General features: G+C 70.9%; 11 protein-coding genes. 6 read left to right on the plus strand and 5 right to left on the minus strand.

Annotated elements, in window-relative coordinates:
• The 5 genes from ACIBJH_RS38980 to ACIBJH_RS39000 are packed head-to-tail and all read right to left on the minus strand — an operon-like array spanning position 1 to position 5,829.
• Positions 1-1,527 (minus strand): GMC oxidoreductase, encoded by a 1,527-nt coding sequence (locus tag ACIBJH_RS38980; protein ID WP_399121663.1) that lies wholly within the window; start codon positions 1,525-1,527, stop codon positions 1-3.
• A gap of 34 nt (positions 1,528-1,561) precedes the next feature.
• Positions 1,562-2,692, minus strand: a complete 1,131-nt coding sequence (locus ACIBJH_RS38985) for an ROK family protein (protein ID WP_399121742.1) — start codon at positions 2,690-2,692, stop codon at positions 1,562-1,564.
• 26 nt (positions 2,693-2,718) lie between these two features.
• Positions 2,719-3,570, minus strand: a complete 852-nt coding sequence (locus ACIBJH_RS38990) for a carbohydrate ABC transporter permease (RefSeq protein ID WP_399121664.1) — start codon at positions 3,568-3,570, stop codon at positions 2,719-2,721.
• Positions 3,567-4,520: a carbohydrate ABC transporter permease gene (locus tag ACIBJH_RS38995; RefSeq protein WP_399121665.1), complete on the minus strand. Its 954-nt coding sequence runs from the start codon at positions 4,518-4,520 to the stop codon at positions 3,567-3,569. Before ACIBJH_RS38995 ends, ACIBJH_RS38990 begins: the two co-directional genes overlap by 4 nt.
• A 7-nt stretch (positions 4,521-4,527) precedes the next feature.
• Entirely contained in the window at positions 4,528-5,829 is a 1,302-nt protein-coding gene (locus ACIBJH_RS39000; RefSeq protein ID WP_399121666.1) for an extracellular solute-binding protein, read from the minus strand.
• Between the two features lie 359 nt (positions 5,830-6,188).
• Here ACIBJH_RS39000 and ACIBJH_RS39005 point away from each other — a divergent pair, with 359 nt between their 5' ends.
• The 6 genes from ACIBJH_RS39005 (at position 6,189) to ACIBJH_RS39030 (ending at position 12,036) form a co-directional block, all read left to right on the plus strand.
• A complete protein-coding gene (locus ACIBJH_RS39005) occupies positions 6,189-6,719 on the plus strand; it encodes an HdeD family acid-resistance protein (protein WP_399121667.1) in 531 nt (176 codons plus the stop codon).
• 79 nt (positions 6,720-6,798) lie between these two features.
• The gene (locus tag ACIBJH_RS39010) at positions 6,799-7,227 is read left to right on the plus strand and encodes a hypothetical protein (RefSeq protein ID WP_399121668.1); all 429 of its coding nucleotides are present in this window, start codon (positions 6,799-6,801) and stop codon (positions 7,225-7,227) included.
• 188 nt (positions 7,228-7,415) lie between these two features.
• On the plus strand, positions 7,416-7,982 hold the full coding sequence (locus ACIBJH_RS39015) for a carboxymuconolactone decarboxylase family protein (protein ID WP_399121669.1): 567 nt from the start codon (positions 7,416-7,418) through the stop codon (positions 7,980-7,982).
• The gene (locus tag ACIBJH_RS39020; protein ID WP_399121670.1) at positions 7,979-8,845 is read left to right on the plus strand and encodes an RNA polymerase sigma-70 factor; all 867 of its coding nucleotides are present in this window, start codon (positions 7,979-7,981) and stop codon (positions 8,843-8,845) included. The genes ACIBJH_RS39015 and ACIBJH_RS39020 overlap by 4 nt, the downstream gene beginning before the upstream one ends.
• A 192-nt stretch (positions 8,846-9,037) precedes the next feature.
• Complete coding sequence (locus ACIBJH_RS39025) at positions 9,038-9,856, plus strand: hypothetical protein (RefSeq protein WP_399121671.1); 819 nt, start codon at positions 9,038-9,040, stop codon at positions 9,854-9,856.
• The gene (locus ACIBJH_RS39030) at positions 9,856-12,036 is read left to right on the plus strand and encodes a bifunctional serine/threonine-protein kinase/ABC transporter substrate-binding protein (protein ID WP_399121672.1); all 2,181 of its coding nucleotides are present in this window, start codon (positions 9,856-9,858) and stop codon (positions 12,034-12,036) included. Before ACIBJH_RS39025 ends, ACIBJH_RS39030 begins: the two co-directional genes overlap by 1 nt.
• The last annotated feature ends 3 nt before the right edge of the window (positions 12,037-12,039 follow it).

The following is a 12,039-nucleotide window of genomic DNA, read 5'->3' on the forward strand; positions in this document are numbered from 1 at the left end:
TCAGCGCGCGGCGAGTGGCGCGGTGCGGTTGGCGACGGCTCGGGCGGCCCGTACGGCGGTCACCGCGCCGGTCAGGGTGACGTTGGCGGCCATCGGGGTGGGGATGACGCCGTTGCCGGCGAGGTACAGGTTGTCGTAGCCCCACACCCGGCCGTCCGGATCGCAGACGGTGGTGCCGTCGTCGGCGGTGCCCGCCCGGACCGTGCCGGTCAGGTGCAGGGAGGAGCCGGGCGGGAGCAGCGCGAGTTCGGTGGCGGGGTCGAAGGGGCCGAACTCCTCGGCCAGTGACCGGACTTCGGCGGACGCCCGGTCGATGAGCGCGCGGTCGGTGTCGGAGTAGTCGAACTCGACGCGGATGCGCGGCAGCCCGGCGAGGTCGGTCTCCGACTCAGAGAAGACGAGGCGGTTCCCGGGCCGCGACTCGACAGGGGTGTACAGGGTGAGGCCCACGGCGTGCGCGAGCGGACGGCCGTCGTCGCCGACGTACGTCCGGTTCATGATCTGCCCGTGGAAGGGCTGTGCCGTCCCGTTCCGCGGCAGCCAGAGCGAGTCCGTGCTGAACTCGCCGATGCGCGGCAGGGGCAGGTCGTCGAGGGCGATGCCGAACCGGTCCAGGTCGAGCAGCACCCGGGCGGTGATGAACGCGTGCTCGTTGAGCCGGCGGCCCAGGGCCGGGGGGCGGATGCCCGAGGCGAACAGCAGCTGCGGGGTGCGCAGCGCGTCGGCGCACACGACGACGGTGTCCGCGTGGAGTTCGGTCTCCGTCCCGTCGCTGATACGGCGCAGCCGGACACCGGCGGCCCGGCCCGCCGACACGAGCAACCTGGTGGCGAGCGTGCCGGTCAGCAGGGTGAACTCGGGGTCGCCGCCGGACGCGATGGGCGGGAAGATCGTCCCCGGCGCGGTGCGCGGCATGGGGCCGGACGCCGTCGCCGTGACGGCCATGGGCATCGGCTGCGGGCGCCGGTCGTCCGGTGCCGTGTCGTCGTAGCGCCTTCGTAGTACGTCGAGGACCAGGTGCCCGATCTCGGTGGGGCCGATGGGGGAAGGTGTGACGGCGAGGAGTCGGCGCGCGGTGTCGAGGTCCGCCGTCCAGCCGGCGGGGTCGCCGAAGTCGAACACCTCGTCGTCGGCGGGCCACGGGGTCGCGGCGGTCCAGTGGACGCCCATGCCGCCCGCGTTCCAGGCGAGCGCGGTCGCGGGCATCGCCTCGGCGTCCTCGCCGAAGGCCAGCGCGTGGAACATGCCGGGGGGCAGGCCGGTGAGGCTGTCCGCTGTCTCGCGCACGACCTCGGCGCCGGTGTACACGCCCTGGATGCCGCTGACGACCTGTTCGTTGTAGCGCGCCCAGAGGACCGGGTCGTCGACGTCGTGCAGATGCAGCCCGGGCGTCCCGCCGATCGCGCTGCCGCCCTCGACCATCGTGATGGCCAGCCCCGGATCACTGTCCCGCAGCAGCCGGGCCACCACGGATCCCATGATGCCGCTGCCCACGATGAGGACGTCGGTGTGCGGGATGTCGGTCACAGGGGAACTCCAAACTCGTCTGATGTGGGGGGAGTCACGCGCCGGGGACGAGCGGGCCGAACAGCTCGGTGTCCATCCGGTCGAGCGCCATTTTCACGGCGCCGATCAGCGCGGCGTCGCGGCCCAGGCAGGTGGCGCGCAGCTCGATCGCGGGGGTACGGGCGGCGCGCATCGCCTCCCGCACCCGGGGCAGCAGCACGTCGGCCGCCTCCTCCAGACCACCGCCGAGCACGATCAGCGAGGGCGCGACCGTCCAGGACAGGGTGGTGAGGATCGAGGTGATGTTCTCGACGAACTCGTCGACCTCGGCGAGCGCTTCCGCGTCTCCGGCGCGGGCCGCCTCGAAGCGCTCCAGGGCGATACGGCGCCGGTCCGCCTCGGGTGAGGTGAGCCAGGCGACGGGGTGGTTCTCGACCGACCCGACCGGTATCGAGTGCGCTTCGATGATCTCGCCGGCGGCGCCGTCCAGGCCCCGGTGCACGGCGCCCCGGATGAGGATGCCGAGACCGGTCCGGTTGCCGAGGACCGCCCAGACCACGTTGTCGTGGTCACCGGCCACACCCCGCCAACGCTCCGCCAGCGCACCGAGGTTGGTGTCGTTGTCGGCGAACCAGGGCATCCGGACGCGCCGCCCCAGCTCCTCGGGCAGCCGCACGCCCTCCCAGCGCGTGGTGTGCACCAGGCGTCGTACGACACCCTCGTCGTCGATCGCGCCGCCGGCCGCGACCGCACCGGCGCGCAGCCGGTCCGGCGAGCCGCCCGCGTCGTCGAGTGCCTCCCGTACGAGGTCCGCCGCGTCGTCGAGCGTGGAGCGCGGATCCTGGTAGGCGCGCAGCGGGCGCTGGGCCCGGCCGAGGATGCGGCCGCGGACGTCGGCCACCATCGCCGACACGTCCAGGGTGGTGATGCGGACGGCCGCCAACAGGGCGTGTTCGGCGCGGAGTTCGTACCGGCGGGCGGGGCGGCCGGCGCAGCCGCTGGTCGGCACGCGGTCGAGTTCGGTGACCCAGCCCGCCTCGATGAGCGAGTCCAGGATCAACTCGTTGGTACGGCGGGAGAGTCCGGCCCGCTCGGCGAGTTCGGTCAGGGTCATCGGCCCGGCCGACACCGCCAACGTCCGCAGGATGACTGACGTGTTGACGCGGCGGACGGCGCTCTGGTTCATCCCGTTCGTCGCGGACTTCAGGGGGGTCACCTCATTCCCGTTCCGGCGATGCCCTGCACGAAGTACCGCTGCAGGCACAGGAAGAGCACGAGCACCGGCAGCATGACGACGACGGCACCGGCGAGCATCAGGCCGTAGTCGGTGACGTGCGCCGCCGCCTGGCTGGTGGCCGCGAGGCCCACCGGAAGGGTGTAACTGGACGTGCTCTGGGCGACGATGAGCGGCCAGATGAAGTAGTTCCACGAGTTGAGGAACGACATGATCGTGATCGTCGCGACCGCCGGACCGGCCAGTGGGAGGAAGATCCGGAAGAAGATGCGGAACTCACCGGCCCCGTCGATGCGGGCCGCCTCCAGCAGCTCGTCGGGGATCGAGGACGCGTACTGCCGCATGATGAACACCGACATCGGCATCGCCAGGCTGGGCAGCGCGATACCGGCGAGGGTGTCCGCCAGGCCCATGTCGACGGTGAGGACGAACTGCGGGACGAACACCGCCGTGAACGGCACCATCATCGCGGCCATGACCGCGCCGAACGCGAGCCGCCTGCCCGCGAATTCGAGTTTCGCGAGCGCGTAGCCGGCGGCCGACGCCGCCACGATGTTGCCGACCACCACCATGGCCGCGACCACGATGCTGTTGACCATGAACCGGCCGAACCCCTGGGTCCTGAACAGCCGGGTGAAGTTGTCGAGCGTGAAGTGGTGGGGCAGGAGGGAACCGGGGTCGGAGCGGATCTCGTCGAGGCTGCGCAGCGAGCCGCTGATCCCCCAGACGAACGGGAGCAGCGTGAGCAGCGCGCACAGGACGAGCGCGGCGTAGAGCAGGGGCCGGGCAACGGGCCGCGCTCGTACGGCACTTCGGGCGACGGCGGTCATGCGCGGGGCCTCAGCAATCGGAACTGGACGATGCTCACCAGGGCCACCAGCACCAGGGTCACGAAGGAGGCGGCCGAGGACACCCCGAACTCGCCGACCCCGAACTGGTGGTAGGTGTACAGCGCCACGGACTCGGTGGAGCCGAGCGGGCCGCCGTTGGTGAGCAGGTAGGGCTCGTCGAAGACCTGGAGATAGAAGACGGTGAGCAGCACCGACACCATGAGGGTGGTGGGCAGCAGCAACGGGAGGGTGATGTGCCTCAACTGCCGCCATTTTCCTGCCCCGTCGAGGGCGGCGGCCTCGTAGACGTCCTGCGGTATGGACTGGAGTCCGGCGAGGAAGAGGACCATCGCGGTGCCGAAGTTGCGCCAGACGCCGAGCAGGATGACCACGGGCATGGCGAGGTGCTGGTCGTCCAGCCAGTTCGGTCCGGCGAAACCGACCGCGCCGAGCACCTTGTTGACGGTGCCGCTCGGGTTGAAGGCGTACTGCCAGATCAGTGCGGCCGCGACCACGTTGGTGACGACCGGTGCGAAGAACACCGTACGGAAGAGGCCGCGCAGCCGCCGGATGCCGGAGTTCAGCGCGAGGGCCAGCGCGAAACCGACGCCCATGGTGAGCGGTACGCCGACGGCCACGAAGACGGCGGTGTTGAGGATGTCGCGCCGGAAGGTGGAGTCCTGGAACAGCCGGAGGTAGTTCTCCAGGCCGGTGAAGTTGACCGCGAAAGGATGCCGTAGGTCCGCACCGTGCAGGTCGGTGAGGCTGAAGCCGAGCGCGGCCACGGTCGGGATCGCCGTGTAGAGCAGGAACACAGCGAGGAACGGGGCGAGGAACAGCCAGGCGACAGCCGTTCGCCGCAGGCTGCGGTTGCGAGCGCGCGCGGGGGCCGTGACGGGCCGGCCGCGCGGTGTCGTGCGCGGCGCCCGACGGGTGAGGGTGGTGGTCATGGACGGCTCACTTCGTGCTCGTGCCGACGCTCTCGGCGTACGCCTGGATGTTCGCGGCGGCCTTGGCCGCGGTCTCCTTGCCCTTGGCCACGGCCTCCATCTCCTTGCCGAGCCGGGTCGCGACCTGCTGCCAGGTGCTCACCTGCGGGAACGCCCGCGCCTTCGTCAGCTGTGTGAAGAAGGCGTCGAGGAGCGGCTGGCCCTTGATGGCCGGGTCGTCCCAGGCCGACACGGCCGCCGGCAGCGAGCTGTACGCCTTGAACTGCGCGACCTGGGTGCTCGGCTTCGAGACGTACCGGATGAACTTCCACGAGGCGTCCGCGTTGCCGCCGGTCGTGAGCACGCCCCAGCTGCCACCGCCGGAGAAGGAGGCGCTGCTGGAAGAGCCGGCCGGCAGCGGTGCGGTGGCGACGTGCGATGCCGTCCAGCCGGTCTTCTTCGCGGCGGTGTCGAGCTGGCCGACGACCCAGGGGCCGGTGATCATGCAGGCGGTCCTGCCGGAGACGAAGTACGGCTGGGAGTCGAGGAAGGTGGGCGTGGCGGTGTCGGCGACGCCCGAGGTGAAGAACGACGCGTTGTACTTGATGGCGTCGACCATCGCCGGTGTGTCGAGCGTCCACTTGCCGTCGGCGGAGAGCAGGGAGCCGCCTGCCTGCCAGGCGTACATCGCGGCGTCCTGGCCGTTGAAGATGTCCCAGCCGTTGTCGGCCCCGAGCCCGTGCACGGCTCCGGCGCCCTGCAAAGCCTTGAAGAAGGGCACCATCTCGGCCCAGGTGGTCGGCGCCTTGACGCCCGCCTTCTTGGCGAGGTCGGCGCGGTAGACGAGGGCGTACGTGTACGCGTACCAGGGCACCGTGTAGGCGACGTCCTTGGCCACACCGGCGTCCCACAGGCTCTTGAAGAAGCTGCCGGAGTCGACGAGTCCGTCCGGCACCGGCCGCAGGATCGCCGGGTCGAGGAACTGCGCCTGCGACTCGGGGAAGAACTGGGCCACGTCCGGGCCCTTGCCCGCCGCGATCGCCGCCTGGAGCTTCGTGTAGTACTCGGAGTTCGGTATCAGTGTGAACTTCAGGGTGACGTCCGGGTTCGCGGCCTTGAACGGCTTGATCACCTTGTCGAGCACGCTGGCGTCGTCCTGGGTCGCCCAGACATTGACGGTGCCCGTGGCCGGGGTGTTGCCGATCGGCTTCGCGGACGCCTTCGCGGCGGCGGTCTCGGTACCGCGCCCGCAGCCGGTCAGGGCGAGGGTGCCGAGGAGAGCTGTGCCGGCGGTCAGTCTGAGGACGCCGCGACGGGAGGGGTTGGACACTCGGTGGCTCCTGTCTCAAGACATCGCTGAGGACAGTGATGTTTTTTCGTGAGAAAGCACCTCTTGCGGCTTGACAGACCCAATGGGTGCGATGACGCCTATGCGACTGGCGTTAACGCTAGGAAGTACCTATTTCGACGGCGTGCCGGAGCCGTCACGAATAATTTCGGAACTTGTAGCGAAATCGGCCGCGCATGCCGTCCGGGGTGGGTCGCCGTCCGCCCGGAACGCCTCGCACCTAAGCACCCCGATCGCTACAGCGGTGCAGTCGGATGACGGATGGTCCCCGGGCCGCCGAGCCCTAGCGTCGGGCCTGGGAAAAGGGCGACCGGCCCATGCCTCCTCGGCCGAGAAGGGAAGTGATCACCATACTCAGCTCACCCAACGCCCTGTTGTGGCGCGGCATCCTCGCGGTCGCGTTCGGACTGGTGTCGCTGGTGTGGCCCGGCATAACCGTGGGCACATTCGTCTACCTGTTCGCCTTCTACGCCTTCTTCGCCGCGGCCAACGACGCCGTTCGCGCGTTCAGCGGCAACCGGGCGGGGCCGGTCTTCGGCTGGCTGCTGCTGGCCCTGCTGTCCGCCGTGAGCGGAGCCGCCGCGATTCTGTGGCCGGGCATCACGGCGCTGGCACTCACCCTCTGGGTCGCCGCGTGGGCGCTGGTCACCGGCGCTGTCGAGATCGGTATGGCCACGCAGGAGGGCGAGTCCGCCGGGGAGCGCGCGATGTTCATGCTGACCGGGCTGGTCTCCGTCGCGCTGGCGTTCGCGCTGTTCGTGCGGCCGGACGTCGGCGCGGTCTCACTGGCGACCGTGTTCGGTTTGTTCAGCCTGATGTACGGGACGTCGGGCATCGTCCTCTCCCTCCACCTGCGGCAAAGAGCGGCATAACGGCATGCGTGGCGTCGGCGTGCCCGCGCCGCGCGATGTCCGAGACCCACCGGATCAACCTCACGAGACAGGAATCATCATGGACAAGCTTTCGGACCAGCTCGGCAAGTTGGCGGACCGGACGAAGAAGGTCGAGGACACCGCCACGGCCGCCAGGGCGAAGAACCGCGCGCAGCTGGAGTCGACGAAGACCAGTCTCAAGGCATCCATCGACGCCGTGGGAGCCAAGACCGACGACGCCAAGGCCCGGGCGCAGGGCCGACTGAGCGACGCGCACGACTCGGTGCAGAAGCACTTCGCCGACCGCCGCGCGGCGAGCGCCGAGCACAAGGCCGAACGCGACCTCAAGAAGGCCGAACGCCGCGCCGACGACGCCGAGCAGGATGCCGCGGACGCGATCGCCCTGGTGCTCTACGTACTGGACCAGGCCGAGTACGCCGTCGTGGACGCCGTGCTCGCCCGCGCCGACGCCGACGACCTCGCCGCCGCGACGGGAACCTCCGGGTGACGGCCCGCTAGGACCGGCCCTGTTCCGCCTACGTGCAAACCGGACGGCCGCACCCTCCCCGCCGGTGGCGAGGGTGCGGCCGTCCGGCGTCCCGATGTCACATCCTCACGTCCGCCGGTGTCTTCATGCCGAACCGCCGGGCAGGCACATGTACTGGCCCGGACAGGCACACGTACCAGGAGGACACCATGACGCTTCGCGTTCCGAGGGCCGAGCTTCCCGCCGAGCTGCGCGAGAACCTGATCAAGCAGCTCGGATCCGTGCCCGAGCCCGTCGAAGTTCTGTGGAACCACCCCCAACTCGCGGCAGTCAACCAGGAGTTCACCGCGAAGGTGGCCACGCTGGACGCGGCGGACGCGAGTCTGAAGACATTCGCGCACATGGCCGTGGCGGCACAGGTCGGGTGCGGTTGGTGCCTCGACGTCAACTACTTCTTCGCGCTGAACCAGAACCTGGACCTGACGAAGGCGAGCCAGGTGCCGCGCTGGCGGCAGGCGGACGTGTTCTCGCCGCTGGAGCGGGACGTGCTGGAGTACGCGGAGGCGATGACGAGCACACCGTCGACCGTGACGGACGAGTTGTCGCAGCGTCTGCTGGACCGGCTCGGCCCCGCCGCGCTGGTCGAACTCACCGTGTACATCGGCTTCGCGAACATGGCCGCCCGGTGCAACACCGCCCACGGGATCACCTCGCAGGGCTACTCCGACTCCTGCGAGATCCCGTTGGCCCCGCGGCCGGGGAAGATGCCGGCATGACCGAGGACCCCTTCGTCACCCATCGCGGCCTGCTGTTCACCGTCGCCTACGAGATGCTCGGCTCGGCCGCCGACGCCGAGGACGTGCTGCAGGAGTCCTGGCTGCGATGGGCCGACGTCGACCGGTCACAGGTACGGGACCCGCGGTCGTACCTGATCCGGATCGTCACCCGGCAGGCGCTCAACCGGCTGCGCGCCCTGTCGCGCCGGCGGGAGGAGTACGTGGGCGAGTGGCTGCCGGAACCGTTGCTCACCAGTCCTGATGTCGCCGAGGACGTCGAGCTGGCGGAGAGTGTGTCGATCGCGATGCTGACCGTGCTGGAGACCCTCGGGCCCACCGAGCGGGCGGTGTTCGTGCTGCGCGAGGTGTTCGAGCTGTCGTACGGCGAGATCGCGGAGGTCGTCGGGAAGTCCGCGGCGACGGTAAGGCAGGTCGCCCGGCGGGCGCGGGAGCATGTGGCGGCCCGGCGGCCACGGGTGAAGGTGAGCCGGTCGGAACAGGCGGCCGTGGTGGAACGGTTCCTGCACGCCCTGCGCACCGGCCATCTGCGGGAGTTGATGGAGGTGATGGCACCGGACGTGGTGCTGGTGACCGACGGCGGCGGGGTCGTTCCGGCCGCGCTCGCCCCGATCCACGGGGTCGAGCTGGTGGCACCGATCCTCGCCCGCGCGAACACATTGGTGGCCGCGTTCGACACCACGCCCCTGTGGCTCAACGGCGAACCCGCGGGCCGTATGGACGTCGACGGTGAGCCGTCCGCGATCAGTCTCGCCGTCGAGAACGGCCGGGTCACCAGGATCTACGTGGTGCGCAATCCGCGGAAGCTGACACAACTGGACGAGCCGACCGAACTCGTCAGGTGAGTCCGTCTCGACTCCGAACTGCCCTCTGTACAGCATGAGTTGAGGAGCCATCGGCACTACGATCGACTCGTCTGTACGAATCCTGTGCGAAGCCGGAAACAGAAACGGAGCGCGGGGAACCGTCCCCGCGACCGCGTGCATCGGTAGGGGCATGGGGTCGGCCGTACGGCAGGCCGTGGAGGGGGCGACGTCGTGGCGTATGCCGGAGCACTGCGGGTCGGCGGGGCGGTGGCGGCCTTCGGTGGTCTGCTGCTGGGGTGCACCGGTGGCGGCGCGGGCGGTTCCGCGTCGCCACCGGTGCCGTCCGAGACCGCCCGGAGCGCCACCGCTTCCGCCACTCCCGAGATGGACCCGGCCCGGGAGCCGAAGACCGCGGCGCAGGCCCAGGCACTGATCGAACGGGTCATCTCGGGGCCGGAGTTGTTCGGGACCGGAGTGGAGCGGGCGACGCCGTACGAGAGTGAGCCCGGGCAGTGGGCGGTGCTGGGGGACGACTGTCTGTGGCGGCTGGAGCCGTTGCCCGGGGACGCGCTGGCCACCCTGACCCGGCACTTCGAGGTGCCCGCGGCCGGCGGGAAGGGATCCGTGCGGCTGTCGGCCACGGTCACCGTGCACCGGACCGCGCTCGACGCGTCGTGGGAGCAGGCCCGGATGCTGGAGGAGGACCTCGACTGCACCGAGCAGACCCAGCGGCCCGGCGAGCGGCTGACGGGCTTGCAGTCGCTGTCGTTCGCGCGCGGCGAGGGCGGCAACACCAGCGGCGACGATCTGCTGCTGGAGACCGGGCAGTGTGTCAGTGACACGCGCGGAGGCCCGTATCCGTACTGGTGGCAACAGGCGGTCCTGGGCTCGGTGGTGGCCGGTACCTCCGTGTGCGGCGGGCGGGGCCGGAGCGAGCAGGAGCTCAACTCCCTTGTGGCGGAGGTCCTTCCGAGGATGCTGCTGCGGGTGGAGCAGGAGATCGGACGCCCCACCGGGTCCGCGTCGGGCACGAAGGGCGGTGGGTCGTGATGGAGCGACTGCTTCCCTCCGATCCGTCCCGGCTCGGCGGATACCGGCTCCTCGGACGGCTGGGCGCGGGCGGCATGGGCGTGGTCTACGTGGCGCGCGGTACCGCCGGGGAACTCGCGGCCGTGAAGGTCATCCAGCCCGAGTTCGCCCAACAGACGGAGTTCCGGGCCCGGTTCAGACGTGAGGCGGACTCCGCGCGCGGGGTGGACAGCCCGTGGGTGGTGCCCGTGCTGGGCGCGGACACGGAGGGGCCGGCGCCGTGGCTGGCGACCGCTTTCGTGCCGGGTCCCTCGCTGGCCGAGGCGGTGGCGGAGTGCGGGCCGTTGCCCGCGCGGGTGGTGCGGGTCCTGGGCAAGGTGCTGGCGCGTGCCCTGGACGCCGTGCACCGGGCGGGGCTGGTGCACCGGGACGTCAAGCCGGGCAATGTGCTGCTGGCGCTCGACGGGCCCCGGCTGATCGACTTCGGTATCGCCCGGCCCACGGCGGCCGAGGAGACCGAACTGACCTCGGACAGCATGGTGGTGGGCACGCCCGGGTTCCTCTCCCCCGAGCAGGCCCGTGCGCTGCCGGTGGGTCCGGCGAGCGATGTGTTCTCGCTGGGCTGTGTGCTGGCGTACACGGCGACCGGACGGCTGCCGTTCGGTACGGGTACGGCGGACGCGCTGCTGTACCGGACCGTGCACGACACCCCGGATCTGGACGGGATCGAGGACGCCGAACTCCGCTCCCTGCTGGCGCGCTGCCTCGCCAAGGAGCCCGGGGCACGTCCCCAGGTCGCCGAGATCGACGCCGAGTTGGTGGAGGACGCGCCGGCCGGTTCCATCGGCTGGCTGCCGGACCCGGTGGTCCGGATGGTCGCCGACCGCTCGGCCCGGATGCTGGCATTGCCCGGTATCGACGCGACCGAGGTCCCTGACGAGCCCGCTCCCCCAAGTCCGGGCCGTCGTCGGGTACTTGCCCTCGCCGCGGGCGGCACGGCGCTGCTCGCGGCCGGTGGCGGGGCGGCCCTGTGGGCGGCGCTGCGCGACAACGACCGTACGACACCGGCGGGTTCGGCCACCGGCCGCGCCTGGACCATCGGTGTCCAGGCCGATCTGAGCGGCCCGCTCAAGTCGGCGGGGGCGGCACAGGTGCGGGCGGCACGGCTTGCGGTGGAACAGTTCAACTCCCGCAAGGACAAGGCGTTCACGCTCACTCTGCGGGTGCTCGACGACCGGGGCGAGCCGGTCCGGGGGCAGGCGGTGGCACGTCAACTGACCGCCGACCGAGATGTGTTCGCCGTGCTCGGCCCCACCGGCTACGCCTCGGCGCAGAGTGCGGTGGCGGTGTACGAGAGCGCCGGGCTGCCCCTGATATCCGTCTCCGAACTCTCGGTCTCCGCCGTCCAGTCGGCGCTGCTGGCCAAGCCGAAGAGCTACTTCCGGGCCGCTCCGCTCGCGGCGTATTCGGCGTACGCCACCGTCACCGCGCTCACCGCGCAGGGGTCCCGGCGCCCGGGGCTGCTGGTCGACCGGGCGGGCGGCATCACGGGCATGGAGTCCGTCAACGTCGTCCACAGCTCGACCCACGCGGCCGGCATCGCCCTCTACGCCCGGGTCGTGCCCGCGCTCGCGCCGGACGTGTCGACCGTCGTCGCCGACATGCTGGCCCACGGCGTGGACGGCTTCTACTACACCGGAACTCCCGAGCGTGCCGTCCCGCTCGCCCGCGCCCTGGCCGCACGGGACTTCAACGGCCCCCGCTTCCTGGACACTTCGTCGGCTACTCCGGCCTTCGTCTCGGCGGCGGGCCCGGCGGGCGAGGGCTGGCAGGTCCTGGCTCCGTACATCGACCCGGCCGCCGCGGCCGTACGACCGTTCGCCACCGCCTACCGCAAGCGCTACGGCACCGCGCCGGGCGACTGGGCAGCCGAGGCGTACGACATCACCCGCCTGCTGGCCGACCGGCTCACGGCCCTCGCGGGGAGCGGAGCGAGCACGAGCGACGGAACCGGCGGGAGTGCGCCGCACCGCCCCACCCGGGCCCAAGTCACCGGCGCGCTCGCCAAGTCCAGGTTCAAGGGCCTGGTCACCACCTACACCTTCGACGCCGACCACCAGCTCGTCACCCGGCAGGTCCAGCACTACCGGCTCAAGGACGGCCGCTTCGCCTATGTCGGCCCGGTGGGCCTGTCTTCCTGACGG

It is taken from the genome of Streptomyces sp. NPDC050548 (assembly GCF_044457385.1).
GTDB lineage: Bacteria > Actinomycetota > Actinomycetes > Streptomycetales > Streptomycetaceae > Streptomyces.

Coding starts and splice junctions, on each gene's coding strand:
- ACIBJH_RS38990 (WP_399121664.1), bottom strand. CDS start 3,570: ATGACCGCCGTCGCCCGAAGTGCCGTACGAGCGCGGCCCGTTGCCCGG.
- ACIBJH_RS38995 (WP_399121665.1), bottom strand. CDS start 4,520: ATGACCACCACCCTCACCCGTCGGGCGCCGCGCACGACACCGCGCGGC.
- ACIBJH_RS39015 (WP_399121669.1), top strand. CDS start 7,416: ATGACGCTTCGCGTTCCGAGGGCCGAGCTTCCCGCCGAGCTGCGCGAG.
- ACIBJH_RS39020 (WP_399121670.1), top strand. CDS start 7,979: ATGACCGAGGACCCCTTCGTCACCCATCGCGGCCTGCTGTTCACCGTC.
- ACIBJH_RS38985 (WP_399121742.1), bottom strand. CDS start 2,692: ATGAACCAGAGCGCCGTCCGCCGCGTCAACACGTCAGTCATCCTGCGG.
- ACIBJH_RS39030 (WP_399121672.1), top strand. CDS start 9,856: ATGGAGCGACTGCTTCCCTCCGATCCGTCCCGGCTCGGCGGATACCGG.
- ACIBJH_RS39010 (WP_399121668.1), top strand. CDS start 6,799: ATGGACAAGCTTTCGGACCAGCTCGGCAAGTTGGCGGACCGGACGAAG.